The organism is Chromobacterium fluminis, from assembly GCF_011602385.1.
Taxonomy (GTDB): Bacteria; Pseudomonadota; Gammaproteobacteria; order Burkholderiales; family Chromobacteriaceae; genus Chromobacterium; species Chromobacterium fluminis.
This window is the reverse complement of sequence record NZ_JAAOMA010000007.1, coordinates 55,071-71,873: the sequence shown is the minus strand read 5'-3', so window position 1 is coordinate 71,873 and position 16,803 is coordinate 55,071. Positions and strand designations below refer to the sequence as shown.

The window sequence follows — 16,803 nt, the reverse complement described above, 5'->3', positions numbered from 1 at the left end:
CCAAGGAGAGAACGATGGAAGCCTGGCAAGTCACCCATTATCGCGCGCCCCACCTAGTGCCCTTCAGCGCTCACCTGGCCGACGACGGCCAGACCGTGGTGCTGGCGGCGGACGCCAAGGAGTATGAAATCCAGTTCTCCGGCGTGGACGGCGGCCGGGTGCTGGACAGCGTGCTGGCCATGGCCAATCCGGACGCGGAGATTTGGTTCGACATCCACGCCGGTTCGGCGCCGTCCTGGCAGCTGTCGCTGGCGGAACAGCTGGACGCCTTGTCGTTGATACGCGACGCGCCGGCGGACCCGGCGGCGCTGGAGCGGCAGCGCAGGCAGTGGGGCGACTTGATTCGGCGCTGCGTGGACAAGCTGTTGACGGCCACCGCCGCAGACGCGCGCGGCGCTTACGCGCCGGTGGTGCTGAGCATGCTGCGTTTGCTGGATGAGCCGGCGCCGCGGGCCGACGCTTTTTGCATTGACGACGTGGGCGCGCCGGAGTGGCGGGATAATTTCGCGCTGCAAACCTTCTACCTGCAAAAGCTGTATTTGGCCGACAACCTGCCGCAGGCGCTGACGCTGTGGCGGCGGGTGCTCAACGGTTTCGCCGACGGCGCCGGCTTTGTCGGGCTCAGCCGTCGGGAGAGCGGCGCGGAGGAAGACCCCGCCAGCGAGGGCTTTTACTGCCCGGCGCATCTGGAAGCCTATTTGCTGTGCCTGGCGGACTTGCTGCTGCTGGCGCCCAAGCCTCAGGCGCGGCGTAGGCTGCTCAGCCGCGAGCCGGCATCCACGGTGGACAGCGGCGTCAACTTCATGCGCCGAGCCGAGCAGTTCGCGCTGGACGGCCTGGCCCAACTGGGCGAATCGCGCTACGTAAGCCGGGTGAACGCCGAGGACGCCGGCTTCGGCCCCTTGGTGCAAGGCTTGTTCATCGAGCAATACCACGTCACTCAGCGCTTCGTCGAAATCATCGCGCCGTTGATGACCAAGCGGCTGCGCACCCCGCTGAAGCAACGCGTTTACCGTTACTTCCAAGAAGAACTGGGCCACGAGGTCTACGAGCGCGCCACCTGCGAAGCCTTGGGGGTGCCGCCGGCCTGGCTGGACCAGGCCTTGCCCTTGCCGCTGTTTCAGGCCTATGTCGACGCCTTCACCGTGCTGGGCCGCTACGATCCGATCGGTTATCTGAGCTCCATCATGGTGACCGAGGGCATGCTGGGCGTGGACAATCCGGTGCACGAGCGCCTGGAATCGTTGGTGGAGTTTCGCGCCGACTATCAGCGCGTGGCCAAGCGCCACGACGATCTCAACGTCGAGCTCAACCACGCCGCGTTGTCGCGGTTGTTCTTACGCGAAATCAGCGCCTTGTCGCCGCAGACGCAGCAGCGCGCGCTGGCCAATCTGGCGTATCTGCTGGAGCTCAATCTGCGGGCGATGGACCAGGTGGCGGATTTTTACGGTCCGCAGCCGCAACTGGCCGTCTGCTCGCTGGACAGCTATGCCGTCGCCGGCTGAGCGCGAGGCGACGCAAACGGCTTACGCGGCCAGCGTCAATCCAGCTTGGTTGGACGTGTTGAGGCAATGCGGGCTGGACGCCCGGCCGCTGGAGGCGGAGGGCTGCTGGCTGCGGCTGGAGGACGGCCGGCGCTGGCTGGACTTCGTCGCCGGCTACGGCGCGGCGGTATTGGGCCATCGTCCGCAAGCCTTGTTGGCCGGCCTGGCCGAAGATCTGTTCGATCCCGCGCCCAATCTGCACCCGCTGGGGTTTTCCGGCTTGGCCGGCGATCTGGCCGCGGAGCTGCTGGCGCTGGCCGGCTTCATCGACGGCAAGGTTCTGTTCGCCAGTACCGGTGCCGAGGCGGTGGAGGGCGCGCTGAAGCTGGCGCGCATGGCCGGCGGCCGCCGGCGCGCGCTGAGTTTCGACGGCGGTTTCCACGGCCTGACGCTGGAAGCCACCAGCCTGGCGGGCAGCGATTTCTGGCGGCAGGGGCTGCCGCGGCGCGAGGACTGCGCGGTGCTGCCCTGGGGCGATCTGGCCGCGGCGGCGGCCGAGCTGGCGCGCGGCGACGTGGCCGCGGTGCTGTTGGAGCCGGTGCAGGGCAGCGCCGGGGCGCGCGCTTGGCGCGGCGAAGCCTTGTCGGAACTGGCGGAGCTATGCCGCCGCCACGGCGCGCGGCTGATTTACGACGAGGCTTTGTCCGGCCTGGGCCGCTGCGGCGCCTGGTTCGCTTACCAGGCGCTGGGCGCGCCGGCGCCGGATGTGCTGATTGCGGCCAAGGGCCTGAGCGGCGGCGTGCTGCCGGTGTCGGCGCTGTTGTTTCGCGAAGATATTTACCAGGCGGTGTTTGCCCGGCCCGGCTGCGCCAAGATCCACGGTTCCACCTTTGGGGGCAACCGGCTGGCGCTGAGCTGCGGACTGCGCATGCTGAGCCTGCTGCGCCAGTTGGACGCGCCGGCGCGGGCGCGGGAGCGCGGCGAAGCCTTGCGGCGACGCTGGCGCGAAGCCGGGCTGGAGGGCTTTGAGCTGGAGGGCGTGGGGCTGATGCTGGCGCTGCGCGCCGGCCCGGCGGCGCAAGACCGGCTGGGCGAGGGCGCGGCCGGCCTGCTGTGGTTGCAATTGCTGCAAGAGGGCGTGCTGACGGCGCCGGCGGCGCACGACGCCGCCGCGCTGCGCTTGCTGCCGCCGCTGAACGTGGCGGAGACGGAGTTGGATTTTTTCCAGGAAGCTTGCCGGCGCGCGATCGCCGCGCTGGAGCAAGAGGCGACGACATCATGAAGATAGGACACGTATTGCTGGCGGTGCTGGTGGCGGCCATCTGGGGCCTCAGCTTCATCGTGGTGAAGATAGGCTTGACCGAATGCCCGCCGCTCTTGCTGGCGGCCTTGCGCTTCGTGGTGGTGTTCGCCGCCGGGGCCTGGTGGTTTTCGCGGCCGTCCTTGCCCTGGCGCTGGTATTTGCGCGCCGGGCTGTGTCTGGGCGTGATCCAGTTCGCCTGTCTGTTCTCCGCCATCAAGCTGGGCATGCCGGCCGGCATCGTGTCGGTGCTGGCCCAGTTGCAGGTGTTCATCACTTTGCTGCTGGCCAGCCTGTTGTTGGGCGAGACGCGATCCCGGCTGCAAAAGGCGGTGATGGCGCTGGCCCTGCTAGGCGTGCTGCTATTGGCTTACGCTCGTTATCATGACGCCTTGCCCTTGCTGCCGCTGGCGCTGGCCTTGATCGGCTCGGCCGGCTTCGCCTGGGGCAATGTGGAGCTCAAGCGGGCCGGCAAGGTGGACATGTTCGCCTTCACCGTATGGATGAGCCTGGTGCCGCCGCTGCCTCTGCTGCTGCTGTCCTTCGCGCTGGAGGGCGGCCCGGCGGCGGCTTGGGCCGCGTTGGCCGGCTTCGGCTGGACCGCCACGCTGGCGCTGTTGTTCCTGGCCTTGATCGGCACGCTGTTCGCGCTGGGCAGTTGGGGCAAGCTGCTCAGCCTGTATCCGGCCACGCTGGTGGCGCCGTTCTCGCTGCTCAGCCCGGTGTTCGGCCTGCTGGGCGGCTATCTGATCCTGAACGAGCGCTATGACGCGCTCAGCATCGTCGCGTCGGCCTTGATCGTGGCGGCGCTGGCGCTGAACACCTATGCGGGCAAGCTGGGCGTCTTGCGCGCCTGGCTGACGCGGGTCCACCTAAGCAAGGGAGCCGCGCCGCGATGAGAGAGCCGGAGCTGGAGATATCCACCGACAAGCACCGGCTGGACGTGGCGCTGATCCATGCCTTTCTGCATGACCACGCCCCCTGGGCCAAGGGCATTCCTCGCGCCACGGTGGAGCAGGCCATCGCCGGCTCGCTGTGCTTCGGCGCGTATTTGGACGGACGGCAGGTGGGCTTTGCCCGCGTGGTGACCGATCTGGCCACCTTCGGCTACCTATGCGATGTGTTCGTGGTTCCGGAATGTCGCGGGCGGGGTTATGCGCGGCAGTTGATGCAATGCGTCGCCGCCGAGCCGGCCTTGGCCCGGCTGCGTCGCATCGTGCTGGTGACTTCCAACGCGCATCCGGTGTACCGGCCGTTCGGCTTCGCCGCGCTGGAACACCCGGAGCGCTATATGGAGCTGCACCGGCCGGATGTCTATCAGGGCTAGCCGGCCAGCGCGTCCAGCGACTCCGGCAAGACCTGGCCGCCGTCCACGATCAGGGTCTGGCCGGTGATGAAGCCAGCCTCCTTGCTGGCGAAGAACAGCGCGGCGTTGGCGATGTCGTCCACGCTGCCCAGCCGCCGCAGCGGCACCGCCGCGGCCATCTTGTCCAGGTAGTCCTCTCCCAGCTCGCGCAATCCCTCGGTCAGCACATTGCCCGGCAGCACCGCGTTGATGGTGATGTCGTCGCGCGCCAGTTCCAGCGCTGCGCTGCGCATGAAGCCCAGTTGCGCCGCCTTGCTGGCGCCGTAATGGCTCCAGCCGGCGTAGCCGGTGACGGGACCGGTGATGGAGGAGGTCAGGATGACGCGGCCGTATTCGGCCTGGCGCAGATAGGGCAGCGCCGCCTGTACGCAGAGGAAGTTGCCGCGCACATTGGTGTGCTGCACCTGATCCCACTCCTCCGCGCTCATGCTCTCCAGCGGCGCGGACGGGAACACGCCTGCATTGCAGCACAGCACGTCCAGGCCGTTGGGCGCGGCGGTGTCCGCCAGCAGGCGGGCGACGTTCTCGGGCCGGCCCACGTCGGCGATATGGCCGGACGCGTTCAGGCCTTCGGCGCGCAGGCGGGCCAGCGCGGCGTCCAGCTTGTCCCGGCTGCGGCCGCTGATCGCCACGCGCGCGCCGGCGCGGGCGAAAGCCCGTGCCAGGCCCAGACCGATGCCGGCGGTGCCGCCGGTGATGAGAACGTTTTTGTCTTGAAGCGGGGTCAACATGATGAATCTCCTTGTGGGGGATGGCGATGTCGATGGCGTTAGCGCAGCTCGGGGTGGCCGCGCAGCCGTTCCGCCATCAAGTCGATGAAGGCTCTGGTTTTGGCCGAGGCCAGCCTGCCTTCTTGATGCAGGATATGAATGGGCTGGCTGGCGTCGTCGTACTCGGCCAGCACCTGTTGCAATTGGCCGGCGGCCAATTGCGGCGCCACTTGGTAGGACAGCAGGCGGGTAAGGCCCAGGCCCGCCACCGCGGCGGCGATGGCCGCCTCGTTGTTGCTGACGGTGAGCCTAGGCTTGAGGCGCACGCTCAGCGGTTTGCCGCCGTCGCTGAAACGCCATTCGTGGTTGGAGCCCACGCCGCGCGAGACGATCAGCGAGTGTCGCGGCAAGTCCGCCGGCGAACGCGGCGCGCCGCGCTCGGCGAGATAGGCCGGCGCCGCGCAGACCACCCGCCGCACTTGGCCGACGCGCAGAGCGCTCAGGTTGGAGTCCGGCAGCTCGCCGATGCGGACGGCCACGTCCACGCCTTCTTCCAGAAGGTTGACCACGCGGTCCAGCAGCAAGGCGTCCACCGTCACCTCGGGATGGCGCAGCAGGTAGTCGTTGATCCCCGGCATCACGTAGCGAAGGCCGAACAGCGCCGGCGCGGTGACGGTCAGCAAGCCGCGCGGCGGCGCCTTGCCGCCGGAGGCGGCTTCGTCCGCCTCGTCCGCCGCGGCGATCACGCGGCGCGCGTCTTCCAGATAGCGCTGGCCGGCCTCGGTAACGCGAACATGGCGGGTGCTGCGGTTGAGCAGGCGGGCTTGCAGGCGCGCCTCCAGCGCCGCCACCGCGCGCGTCGCCGCCGGCGGCGACATGCCCAGTTTACGCGCCGCGCCGGCGAAGCTTTCCGCTTCCGCCACCGCGATGAATACAACCATCAAATGCAATCGATCCATATTTTTTGCCGTGATTGTTGCAGCGGGCGAAACAGCGCATTCTGGCCTTGAGGCGGCGCGGCGGCAAGTGGCCGTTGGGACGGCGCGGGCGGGTCCACCGCGCGCGTACCTTATAGGGCTGGGGGAAGAAAGGCGGCCGAATTATCTATTTCGTTTGATGTGAACAAAAAGAAATATCGCTTTTTCAATGCCTTGCCCTTGCTCTTTAAGTATTGTCGTGAACATTAGAAAATTTGCATGTTCGATACAAACAGTGTTATAACTTATTAGGTTTTTCATCAGGCGCACACCGCGCCACTCAAAATCGACGGTTTTCCGCCGTCGATCCTCGCGTTAAACGCACCTCATGTCCGGCCCGCGCCGGATGTCTATTTACTGGCAGCTCTCTAGTTGTCGCGATCATTACAGCGGATCGCCGTGGCCTTGCCGGCCATTGCTTTCGCCAAGGAGGACGCAGATGCACAAAAGAGCGTTTAGCAAGCGCAGCATGATCGGGCTGATCCTGGTCGCCGTAGCGGCGGCGGGATTGATTTACGGTGTAAGCCCAGCCGTATGGACCGAGTACCGGGAAGATCTGATCTACCTGGGCCGGCAACACCTCTATCTGGTGGGCGTCTCCATGGCGCTGGCTCTCGCCGTGGGCTTGCCCAGCGGCGTGCTGCTCAGCCGTCAGCGGCTGCGGGGCAGCGCCGAGCACTGGATGCAGATTTTCAATATCGGCAACACTTTGCCGCCCATGGCGGTGTTGGCGCTGGCCATGGCCCTGATCGGCATCGGCGACGCGCCGGCCATTGTGGCCTTGTTCCTGGCGTCCTTGTTGCCCATCGTGCGCAACACCTACGCGGGCCTCGCCGGTTTGCAACCGGCGCTGCTGGAAGCCGCCGACGCGCTGGGCATGACTCCGCGTCAACGGCTGTGGCGGGTGGAACTGCCCAACGCCTTGCCGGTGATACTGACCGGCGTGCGGGTGGCCCTGGCGCTGAACGTGGGCACCGCGCCGCTGGCCTTCCTGATCGGCGCCAGCAGCTACGGCGAACTGATCTTCCCGGGCATCTACCTGAACAACCACACCGCGCTGCTGCTGGGCGCCGGCGGCACCGCGCTGATCGCGTTGACGCTGGCCGGCTTGGGCCGTTTGGCCGCCGCTCGCGGCCTGGCCTGATTCGAATACCCCCCTGTCGCCCGTTCCGGCGGGCGCTCGCACGGAGGACACCTATGACACAAGCACTTTTCTTCTCGCCCTGGCGCAAGCTGGCGCGCCGCGCGCTGACGCTGGCGGCCTTGCTGAGCGCCGCGCCGGCCTTTGCCGCCGGCCTGATCTTGGGCAGCAAGAACTTCACCGAACAGCATCTGCTGTCCGATATCACCACGCAGTACCTGGGCAGCAAGGGCTACCAGGTCACGCAAAAGGCGGACCTGGCGACGGTGATCCTGCGCAACGCGCTGGAGAACCGCCAACTGGATCTGGTGTGGGACTACACCGGCACCGGCCTGATCATCCATCACGGCATCCAGAAGAAAATGAGCAACGAGGAGGCTTACGCCACGGTCAAGAAGCTGGACGAACCCCTGGGGTTGATCTGGCTGAATCCGGCTCCGCTCAACAATACCTACGCGCTGGCGATGAAACGCGAGCGCGCCGAGGCCGAGGGCGTGCGCACGCTGTCCGATCTGGCGCGGCGGGTCAATGAAAACAACGGTTCGTCCAAACGCTGGCAACTGGGCTTCGACATGGAGTTCGCCGGACGTCCGGACGGCCTCAAGCCGATGCAGCAGCTGTACGGCATGGAATTGAGCCGGCCGCAAATCCGTCAGATGGATCCGGGCCTGGTGTACAACGCCATCCGCGACGGCTTCGTCGACGCCGGCCTGGTCTACACCACCGACGGCCGCGTAAAAGGCTTCGATCTGGTGGTGCTGCAGGACGACATGGGCTATTTCCCGGCCTACGCCGCCACGCCGGTGGTGCGCCGCGACACGCTGGAGCGCAACCCCGGCCTGGCCGACGAACTGAACAAGCTGGCCGCCTTGCTGGACAACGACACCATGTCCGAGCTCAACGCCAAGGTGGACATCGAACACCGTCCGGTGAAGGAAGTCGCCAGCGAATTCCTGCGCCAGCGCGGCCTGATCTAAAGGAGGCCGCATGGAAACCCTATTGCAAACCTGCCAGTTCATCTGGCAAAACCTGCCGCAAATCGCCGTTTTGGCCGAGCAGCATCTGAGACTGGTGGGCATGGCCGTTGGGCTGGCCGTGCTGCTGGGCGTGCCTTTGGGCGTGCTGATCGTGCGCTTTCAGGCGCTGGCCGGCCTGGTGCTGGGCCTGGCCACCGTGGTGCTGACCATTCCGGCCATCGCCTTGTTCGGCTTGATGGTGCCGCTGTTTTCCATGATCGGGCAGGGCATTGGCGCAGTGCCGGCCATCACCGCCGCCTTCCTGTACTCCCTGCTGCCCATCGTGCGCAACACCCACACCGCGCTGACTCATCTTGAGCCCGGCGTGCGCGAAGCCGGCCGCGGCCTGGGGCTGACCTTCTGGCAGCGCTTGCGCTGGGTGGAACTGCCGCTGGCCACGCCGCTGATCTTCGCCGGCATCCGCACCGCGGTGGTGCTGAACATCGGTGTGATGGCGATCGCCGCCATCGTCGGCGCCGGCGGCTTGGGCACTCTGATATTGCACGGCATCAGCCAGAGCGACATTCGCAAGCTGATTGCCGGCGCGGTGGCGGTGAGCGTGCTCGCCGTCGCGATGGATTGGTTGTTGCTGCGCGCTCAGCGCGCGCTGACCCCGAAAGGAATTCGTTGATGATTGAACTGCAAAACCTCTGCAAGCAATTTACCCAGAAAAACGGCCAGGTCTTCCAGGCGGTGGACAATGTCAATCTGCATGTGCCGGAAGGCGAGATCTGCGTGCTGCTGGGCCCGTCCGGCTGCGGCAAGACCACCACGATGAAAATGATCAACCGCCTGATCGAGCCCACTTCGGGCAAGGTATTGATCAACGGCGAGGACACCGCCGGCATCGACAGCGTGACGCTGCGCCGCCAGATCGGCTACGTGATCCAGCAGATCGGCCTGTTCCCCAATATGACTATTGAGGACAACATCACTGTTGTGCCGCGGATGCTGGGCTGGGACAAGAAGCGCTGCCGCGAGCGCGCGCGCGAACTGATGAGCATGGTGGCCTTGGACCCCAACCGCTTCCTGCAGCGTTATCCGCGCGAGATGTCCGGCGGCCAGCAGCAGCGCATCGGCGTGATTCGCGCGCTGGCGGCCGACGCGCCGGTCTTGCTGATGGACGAGCCCTTCGGCGCGGTGGACCCGATCAACCGCGAACAGATCCAGAACGAGTTTCTGCAAATGCAGCGCCAGTTGGGCAAGACCGTGTTGCTGGTCAGCCACGACATCGACGAGGCGATCAAGCTGGGCGACCGCATCGCCGTGTTCCGCCAGGGCCGCATGGTGCAGTGCGCCGGTTCCGACGAAATTCTGGCGCGTCCCGCGGACGACTTCGTCGCCAGTTTCGTTGGCCAGGATCGCACGCTCAAGCGCCTGCTGTTGGTACAGGCCGGCGAAGTGGCCGATCAGCAGGAAACGCTAACCGCGCGGCTGGATACGCCGCTGGCGGCCGCTTACGCCCTGATGGACGACAACGACTTGATGCATTTGACCGTGGTGGACGAAGACGGCCTGCCGCTGGGCTTTGTGCGTCGTCGCGACGCGCGCGGCGCGGACGGCGTGTGCGCGGACAAGATCAAGCCGGTGAGCGTGACCGCGGCGGCGGGCGAGAACCTGCGCGTGGTGCTGTCCCGCCTGTACGAGCACAACCTGACTTGGATGCCGGTGCTGGACGGCGACGGCCGCTACAACGGCGAAGTGTCGCAAGATTACATCGCAGGCTATTTGAATTCGGGCCGCACCTCGGCGCGCGGCGCGCGTCAGCCGGCCCGCTGATGCGGGCGGACGGAGAGTCAGACCGACGGCTCTTCGTCCACCGGGTCCGTTTCCCGCAAGTGACTCAGTAAATCGCCTGGCTGGCAGTCCAACTGCCGGCACAGCGCGTCCAGCGTATCCAGGCGCAGGCTCTTGACCTTGCCCAGCTTCAGCAGCGATAGATTGTGTGGCGTAATGCCGATGGCCTGCGCCAGATCCTTGGATTTGATCTTGCGTTGCGTCAGCATGACGTCCAGCGTGATTACGATAGCCATGCCGGTCTCCCCAGGGCTTGTAATGTCTTTTCCAACAGCGGCTTACAGGCTTATGGGGGAAAACATACTCCGCTACGCCGCTTCATGGCAATGCGGACGGTTGCGCTTGCGCTGAGTAGTTTTACCTATGGGCAATCGAGGTGGCCGGTCCTATGTTGGTAAGGCGGTGTTGCATATCCACAGCGCCCGAAATGCGGGCGGAGGCGGCTAAATCATCGCCATGCGGTAATTAATCATTGTTTTTGTCTGTTTGCGTGGAAACCGGCGGATTCACGCGCGGGCCGGCTGCGCGCCGCGCTTGTCTAACCCGGTTCCGGCTCCTTATAGTGATGGCCATGTAGATGTTCAGCGCCGCGGCGACAGCGGACGAAGAGGGGCTCTTGGCATTTTTTGCGGCATATGGCCGCGCAGGAAGCGGAGGACGCGGACCATGGCGATCCGGACAGTAAGCGAGTTGCGTAAGCGGGCGGCGGCCGGCGAAACGCTGGATTTTCTGTTTTTCTGGGGACACAGGCCCAAACACGAGGACGGCGTCTGCAAGAGCTGCCTGAGTCAGTGGTTTCCGGTGGGCTTCGAGCTGGACGGCGTGAGCTACGCCAGCGCCGAGCATTATATGATGGCGGAAAAGGCGCGTTTGTTCGAAGACGCGGAGATCCGGAGCAGGATACTGGCCGCGGCCACGCCGGCCGAGGCCAAGGCCTTGGGACGCCAGGTGCGCGGCTTCGACAGCGCCTTGTGGCAGCAGTGCTGCTGCGAGGTGGTGATGCGGGGCAATCTGGCCAAGTTCGAGCAAAACCCGGCGCTGGGCGATTTTCTGCGCAGCACCGGCGACGCCATTCTGGTGGAAGCCAGCCCGGTGGATTGCGTCTGGGGCATAGGCTGGGCCGAGGACGACCCGCAGGCCCGGCTGCCGGACATGTGGGACGGCAGCAATCTGCTGGGCTTCGCGCTGATGGAAGTGCGCGAGCGTTTGCGCTAGCGCCGGCGACGAGCAAGAAAAAACCCCTGTCGGTTTCGACAGGGGTTTTTCTTTTGGCGCGCGCTTACCGCTGTTCGGCGTGGTAGGCGGTGACGCGTTCCACTTCTTCCTTGGAGCCCAGGAACACCGCCACTCGCTCGTGCAGCTTCTGCGGCTGGATGTCCATGATGCGCTGATGGCCGTTGGTGGCCGCGCCGCCGGCCTGTTCCACCACGAAGGCCATCGGATTGCCTTCGTACATCAGGCGCAGCTTGCCGGCCTGGTCCGGGGTGCGCGCGTCGCGCGGATACATGAAGATGCCGCCGCGGGTCAGGATGCGATGCACCTCGGCCACCATGGACGCCACCCAGCGCATATTGAAATCGCGGCCGCGCGGACCAGTGCTGCCGGCCAGCAGTTCGTCGACATAGCGTTTCACCGGCGCGTCCCAGTGACGCATATTGGACATATTGATGGCGAATTCGCCGGTGCTTTCCGGCACTTTCATATCCGGGTGGGTCAGCACGAAAGAGCCTTGCTCGCGGTCCAGCGTGAAGCCGTGGACGCCGCTGCCGAAGGTCAGCACCAACAGGGTTTGCGGGCCGTACACGGTGTAGCCGGCGGCCACTTGCTCGGTGCCGGGCTGAAGGAAGGCGCCTTCGGTGGCGTGGTCAATGCCATGGGGGCAGCGCAGGATGGAGAAGATGGTGCCCACCGAGATGTTGACGTCGATATTGGATGAGCCGTCCAGCGGATCGAACATCAACAGGTACTCGCCCTTCGGGTATTCGCCGGGGATGTGGTAGGGCAGCTCCATTTCCTCGGAGGCCATCGCCGCCAGGCTGCCGCCCCACTCGTTGGCGTCCAGCAGGTAGTCGTTGGCGATCACGTCCAGCTTTTTCTGCGCCTCGCCCTGGATGTTGCCGGTGCCGGCTTCGCCCAGCACGTCGGCCAGCGCGCCCTTGTTCACCGAATAGCTGATGGCTTTGCAGGCGCGGCCTACGGTTTCGATCAGCAAGCGCAACTCAGGCGGCAGCGTGCCGGCCTTGCGTTGCTGTTCGATCAAAAAGCGGGAGAGGGTGATGCGGCTCATGGCAATCCTTAGCTTTGGGTGGGTGCGCGAAACAAATGCTCGATATGCCGGCTGTGCCGGCTTGACCGCCTCATTATAACGGATAAGCGAGTTGCGGTCGTCATGCCCCCGGGGCGCGGTCGCAGTCGGAAATGACCTGCAGGCGACGCGTGAAACGGCTATGAATAAAATCTGGTTCACGTGGTACGGGGAAAGACCATGGCTAAGGGCTTATTGGCGCTGCTATTGCTGTTGGCGGCTTGGCAGGCGCGGGCGATCACCATTTACACCGAGGACTGGCCTCCCATCACTTTCCAACACAACGGCGTGCCCGACGGCATGGCGGTGGAAGTGGTGCGCGAAATCCAGGCGCGGATGCATGACAACAGCGCCATCGACGTGGTGCCCTGGGCGCGGGGTTATAAGGAATTGCTGACCACGCCGGGGGTGATGCTATTCACCGTGGGACGGAACGACACCCGCGAAAAGCAGATGACGCTGCTGGGGCCCATTGCCATCTCGCAGACCGTGCTGCTGGCGCGCAAGGGCGAGGCCGCCGGCTTGCTGGCTCTGGGCAACGGCATCTATCACCGGCCGGTGGGCGCTTACCGCGGCAGTATTTTCGCCGACGCGGCGATTGCGGCAGGCTTCATCGAGGTGGACCTGGCGCCCACCCCGCAAATCACCGCGCAGAAGCTGCTGGTGGGCCGCTACGATATGTGGTCGGAGGGCGGTTTCGTCGTCGCATCGGTGCTGAAAGACATTCACCAGCCGCCGGACGCAGTGGAAGTGGTGCGGGTGCTGGAAACGCTGGAGTTGTATCTGGCGTTTTCGCGAGGCACCTCGGCGGCGGAGGTGAAGCGCTGGCAGACTGCTTTCAGCGCCGTCAAGAAAGACGGGAGCTTCAAACGCATCTACAACAAATGGCTGCCGCGCGACGCGACGCCTATGGACGTCAAGCTGATTGGCTTGCAGCCCGGTTCCGGACATTGATTTCTCCCATGCTCGCGCGGCTTTGACCGCGCGTTCAGGCTGCGTCGGGGCGGGCGGCCTCGCTCTCCAGCCAGCGGCAGAACGCGGCGACGGCGGCGTCCTCCGCCGCCGCGCGCGGCGCCACCCAGCAGTAATCGCGCACCGTGGCCACCGGCGCCGGCAAAGGCGACAGCAGCACGCCGGCGTCTATCTGCGCCTGCGCCATCGGCATCGGCCCCAGCACCACGCCCAGGCCGTCCATCGCCGCCTGCAAGGCCAGCGAGAAACTATCGAAGTGCAGGGCGCTGGCTGGTTTCAGCTCCGGCACCCCGGCCAGCGTCAACCAGCGGGGCCAGGCGGTGGGGCGGGTGTCGGCGTAGAGCAGGGTGTGGCGCGCCAGATCCGCCGGACTAGCGATGGGCGCGGCGGCCAGCAAGGCCGGGCTGCACAGCGGCAGCTCCCATTCCTTCAAGAAGGGCTTGGCGATGTGGCCGGGCCAGTCGCCGGGGCCGCGGCGGATGGCGATGTCGAACGGGCTGTCCAGCCGGCTGATGTCGCGGTCCGATGTGGCCAGGTGCAGCTCCAGTTCCGGAAACTGCTCGCGAAAACGGCTTAGCCGCGGCAGTAGCCAGTACATGGCGAAGGTGGGCGTGGAATTGATGCTGACCCGGCGCCGGCTGTCCGCTTGCAGCAGCTGGGAAGTGGCGTTGGCGATCAGGTCCAGGCCGTCCTGCACCTGCACCAGATAGCGCCAGCCGGGATCGGTCAGCTTGACTCTGCCGCCGCTGCGTTCGAACAGCGGCAAGCCCAGCCAATCCTCCAGCTGCTTGATCTGCTTGCTCACAGCCCCGTGGGTGACGAAGAGTTCGCCGGCGGCGGCGGAAAAGCTTTCCAGTCGGGCCGCTGCCTCAAAAATACGCAGGGTGTTGAGAGGGGGGTAAGTGCTCATGCTGTGATTTTAACTCACAATCTATGTTGCGATAACTCGTTTGAAAGCGGACGGCTAACAGCGTAATCTTCAAGCATGAAATCAAGGCTGCGCCAATGGGCGTCGCAGCGCGGCCTTGGTGGCCGCAGCCATAGCCTACCCCATTGTCCCGCAGCGTCGGTGTTCCGGCCTTGCCGGGGACGCTGCCAACAACCCAAGCCATAAAGGTCCAAAGTCATGCTGGAAGCTTACCGTCAACACGTGGCCGAGCGCGCCGCGCTGGGCATTCCGCCGCTGCCGCTGTCCGCCAAACAAGTGGAAGCGCTGGTGGAACTGCTGAAAAACCCGCCCAAGGGCGAAGAAAGCACCCTGGTTGAACTGATCACCCATCGCGTGCCGCCGGGCGTGGACGACGCCGCCAAGGTCAAGGCTTCCTTCCTGGCCGCCGTGGCCGAGGGCGACGCCCAATCCCCGCTGGTCTCCCGCGAGTTGGCCACTCAGCTGCTGGGCACCATGCTGGGCGGCTACAACATCAAGCCGCTGATCGACCTGCTGGACGACGCCGCCGTGGCCCAGATCGCTGCCGACGGCCTGAAGAAAACCCTGCTGATGTTCGACGCCTTCCACGACGTGAAGGAAAAAATGGACAAGGGCAACGCCTTCGCCAAGCAGGTGGTGGAATCCTGGGCCAATGCCGAATGGTTCACCAGCCGTCCGGCGGTGGCCGATAAAATCACCGTCACCGTGTTCAAGGTCACCGGCGAAACCAATACCGACGACCTGTCCCCGGCGCCGGACGCCTGGAGCCGCCCGGACATCCCGTTGCATTACCTCGCCATGCTGAAGAACGCCCGTCCCGGCATCACTCCGGAAGAAGACGGCAAGCGCGGCCCGATGCAGTTCATCGAAGACCTGAAGAAAAAAGGCCATCTGGTTGCCTACGTGGGCGACGTGGTGGGCACCGGCTCCAGCCGCAAATCCGCCACCAACAGCGTGATCTGGGGCACGGGCGAAGACATTCCCTACGTGCCGAACAAGCGCTTCGGCGGCGTGTGCCTGGGCGGCAAGATCGCCCCCATCTTCTTCAACACCCAGGAAGACTCCGGCGCGCTGCCGATCGAAGTGGACGTGTCCAAGATGGACATGGGCGACGTGATCGACATCTACCCGTATGAAGGCAAGATCGAGAAGGCCGGCCAGAAGATCGCCGACTTCGCGCTCAAGTCCGAAGTGATCCTGGACGAAGTGCGCGCCGGCGGCCGTATTAACCTGATCATCGGCCGCGGCCTGACCGGCAAGGCGCGCGAAGCGCTGGGCCTGTCGGCGTCCACCGAGTTCCGTCTGCCCAAATCCCCGGTGGATTCCGGCAAGGGTTTCAGCCTGGCTCAGAAAATGGTTGGCCGCGCCTGTGGCCTGCCGGAAGGCCAGGGCGTGCGCCCGGGCACTTACTGCGAACCGAAGATGACTACCGTCGGCTCGCAGGACACCACCGGCCCGATGACCCGCGACGAACTGAAAGACCTGGCCTGCCTGGGCTTCTCCGCCGATCTGGTGATGCAGTCCTTCTGCCACACCGCCGCTTATCCCAAGCCGGTGGACGTGAAGATGCACAAAGAACTGCCGGCCTTCATCTCCACCCGCGGCGGCGTGTCGCTGCGTCCGGGCGACGGCGTGATCCACAGCTGGCTGAACCGTCTGCTGCTGCCGGACACCGTGGGCACCGGCGGCGACAGCCACACCCGTTTCCCGATCGGCATCTCCTTCCCGGCCGGCTCCGGCCTGGTGGCCTTTGCCGCCGCCACCGGCGTGATGCCGCTGGACATGCCTGAATCGGTGCTGGTGCGCTTCAAGGGCAAGATGCAGCCGGGCGTGACCCTGCGCGATCTGGTCAACGCCATCCCGCTGTACGCGATCAAGCAAGGCCTGCTGACCGTGGCCAAGGCCGGCAAGAAAAACGCCTTCTCCGGCCGTATCCTGGAAATCGAAGGCTTGCCGGACTTGAAGGTGGAGCAAGCGTTTGAGCTGTCCGACGCCTCCGCCGAGCGCTCCGCCGCCGGCTGCACGGTGCATCTGGACAAAGCGCCCATCATCGAATACATGACCTCCAACATCACCCTGATGAAGACCATGATCGCCAACGGCTATCAGGACGCGCGCACGCTGGAGCGCCGCATCAAGGCGATGGAGGCCTGGATCGCCAATCCGCAGCTGCTGAAGGGCGACGCCGACGCGGAATACGCGGCGGTGATCGAGATCGATCTGGCCGACATCCACGAGCCCATCGTGGCCTGCCCGAACGACCCGGACGATGTGAAAACCCTGTCCGACGTGGCCGGCGCCAAGATCGACGAAGTGTTCATCGGCTCCTGCATGACCAATATCGGTCACTTCCGCGCCGCTTCCAAGCTGTTGGAAGGCAAGCGCGATATCCCGGTGAAACTGTGGGTGGCGCCGCCGACCAAGATGGACGCCGAACAGCTGACCGCGGAAGGCCATTACGGTACTTTCGGCACCGCCGGCGCGCGCATGGAAATGCCGGGCTGCTCGCTGTGTATGGGCAACCAGGCGCAGGTGAAGGAGGGCGCCACCGTGATGTCCACCTCCACTCGCAACTTCCCCAATCGTTTGGGCAAGAACTCCAACGTTTACCTGGGTTCCGCCGAACTGGCCGCGATCTGCTCCCGTCTGGGCCGCATCCCGACCAAGGAGGAATACATGGCCGACATCGGCGTGCTCAATCAGAAGGCCGGCGAAGTTTACCGCTATATGAACTTCAACGAGATCGCCGACTATCAGGAACTGGCCGATACCGTGAAGGTGTAAGCAAAGCTAAGCTCTGATGAGCT

At 65.3% G+C, this 16,803-nt stretch carries 16 protein-coding genes; 11 read left to right on the top strand and 5 right to left on the bottom strand.

Features of this window, described 5'->3' with window-relative positions; genetic code table 11:
- Positions 1-14: 14 nt before the first annotated feature.
- The 4 genes from HA052_RS07080 to HA052_RS07065 are packed head-to-tail and all read left to right on the top strand — an operon-like array spanning position 15 to position 4,111.
- Positions 15-1,505: an iron-containing redox enzyme family protein gene (locus tag HA052_RS07080; protein WP_166451375.1), complete on the top strand. Its 1,491-nt coding sequence runs from the start codon at positions 15-17 to the stop codon at positions 1,503-1,505.
- Positions 1,489-2,766, top strand: coding sequence for an aminotransferase class III-fold pyridoxal phosphate-dependent enzyme (locus tag HA052_RS07075; RefSeq protein WP_166451374.1), 1,278 nt, complete (start codon positions 1,489-1,491; stop codon positions 2,764-2,766). Before HA052_RS07080 ends, HA052_RS07075 begins: the two co-directional genes overlap by 17 nt.
- Entirely contained in the window at positions 2,763-3,683 is a 921-nt protein-coding gene (locus HA052_RS07070) for an EamA family transporter (protein WP_166451373.1), read from the top strand. Before HA052_RS07075 ends, HA052_RS07070 begins: the two co-directional genes overlap by 4 nt.
- Positions 3,680-4,111 (top strand): GNAT family N-acetyltransferase, encoded by a 432-nt coding sequence (locus HA052_RS07065; protein WP_166451372.1) that lies wholly within the window; start codon positions 3,680-3,682, stop codon positions 4,109-4,111. Before HA052_RS07070 ends, HA052_RS07065 begins: the two co-directional genes overlap by 4 nt.
- Here the strand turns inward: HA052_RS07065 and fabG are convergent.
- Positions 4,108-4,881 carry a 3-oxoacyl-ACP reductase FabG gene (gene fabG / locus HA052_RS07060; RefSeq protein ID WP_166451371.1) on the bottom strand — a complete coding sequence of 258 codons (774 nt, stop codon included), beginning with the start codon at positions 4,879-4,881 and terminating at the stop codon, positions 4,108-4,110. The genes HA052_RS07065 and fabG overlap by 4 nt on opposite strands.
- A 38-nt stretch (positions 4,882-4,919) precedes the next feature.
- Positions 4,920-5,819, bottom strand: coding sequence for a LysR family transcriptional regulator (locus HA052_RS07055; RefSeq protein WP_166451370.1), 900 nt, complete (start codon positions 5,817-5,819; stop codon positions 4,920-4,922).
- A gap of 457 nt (positions 5,820-6,276) precedes the next feature.
- Here HA052_RS07055 and HA052_RS07050 point away from each other — a divergent pair, with 457 nt between their 5' ends.
- Genes HA052_RS07050 through HA052_RS07035 form a run of 4 tightly spaced genes read left to right on the top strand, consistent with a single transcriptional unit; the run spans position 6,277 to position 9,773 of the window.
- Positions 6,277-6,981, top strand: a complete 705-nt coding sequence (locus HA052_RS07050) for an ABC transporter permease (protein WP_166451369.1) — start codon at positions 6,277-6,279, stop codon at positions 6,979-6,981.
- Positions 6,982-7,034: 53 nt separating this feature from the next.
- Positions 7,035-7,955, top strand: a complete 921-nt coding sequence (locus HA052_RS07045) for a glycine betaine ABC transporter substrate-binding protein (protein ID WP_166451368.1) — start codon at positions 7,035-7,037, stop codon at positions 7,953-7,955.
- Positions 7,956-7,965: 10 nt separating this feature from the next.
- Entirely contained in the window at positions 7,966-8,625 is a 660-nt protein-coding gene (locus HA052_RS07040) for an ABC transporter permease (RefSeq protein ID WP_081550156.1), read from the top strand.
- Positions 8,625-9,773: an osmoprotectant ABC transporter ATP-binding protein OsmV gene (locus HA052_RS07035; RefSeq protein WP_081550158.1), complete on the top strand. Its 1,149-nt coding sequence runs from the start codon at positions 8,625-8,627 to the stop codon at positions 9,771-9,773. The genes HA052_RS07040 and HA052_RS07035 overlap by 1 nt, the downstream gene beginning before the upstream one ends.
- 17 nt (positions 9,774-9,790) lie before the next feature.
- Here the strand turns inward: HA052_RS07035 and HA052_RS07030 are convergent, their stop codons facing one another.
- Positions 9,791-10,027, bottom strand: coding sequence for a helix-turn-helix domain-containing protein (locus HA052_RS07030; protein WP_166451367.1), 237 nt, complete (start codon positions 10,025-10,027; stop codon positions 9,791-9,793).
- 430 nt (positions 10,028-10,457) lie between these two features.
- Between HA052_RS07030 and ybiA the strand changes: the two genes are divergently transcribed.
- Positions 10,458-11,006: a riboflavin biosynthesis intermediates N-glycosidase gene (ybiA, locus tag HA052_RS07025; RefSeq protein ID WP_166451366.1), complete on the top strand. Its 549-nt coding sequence runs from the start codon at positions 10,458-10,460 to the stop codon at positions 11,004-11,006.
- Positions 11,007-11,070: 64 nt separating this feature from the next.
- Here the strand turns inward: ybiA and HA052_RS07020 are convergent, their stop codons facing one another.
- Positions 11,071-12,078 carry a class 1 fructose-bisphosphatase gene (locus HA052_RS07020; RefSeq protein WP_081550164.1) on the bottom strand — a complete coding sequence of 336 codons (1,008 nt, stop codon included), beginning with the start codon at positions 12,076-12,078 and terminating at the stop codon, positions 11,071-11,073.
- Positions 12,079-12,276: 198 nt separating this feature from the next.
- Between HA052_RS07020 and HA052_RS07015 the strand changes: the two genes are divergently transcribed.
- Positions 12,277-13,050 (top strand): substrate-binding periplasmic protein, encoded by a 774-nt coding sequence (locus HA052_RS07015; RefSeq protein WP_166451365.1) that lies wholly within the window; start codon positions 12,277-12,279, stop codon positions 13,048-13,050.
- A 34-nt stretch (positions 13,051-13,084) separates the two neighbouring features.
- Here HA052_RS07015 and gcvA read toward each other — a convergent pair whose 3' ends face one another.
- Positions 13,085-13,978, bottom strand: coding sequence for a transcriptional regulator GcvA (gene gcvA, locus HA052_RS07010; protein WP_166451364.1), 894 nt, complete (start codon positions 13,976-13,978; stop codon positions 13,085-13,087).
- 216 nt (positions 13,979-14,194) lie between these two features.
- Here gcvA and acnB point away from each other — a divergent pair, with 216 nt between their 5' ends.
- A complete protein-coding gene (gene acnB / locus HA052_RS07005; protein ID WP_166451363.1) occupies positions 14,195-16,780 on the top strand; it encodes a bifunctional aconitate hydratase 2/2-methylisocitrate dehydratase in 2,586 nt (861 codons plus the stop codon).
- The last annotated feature ends 23 nt before the right edge of the window (positions 16,781-16,803 follow it).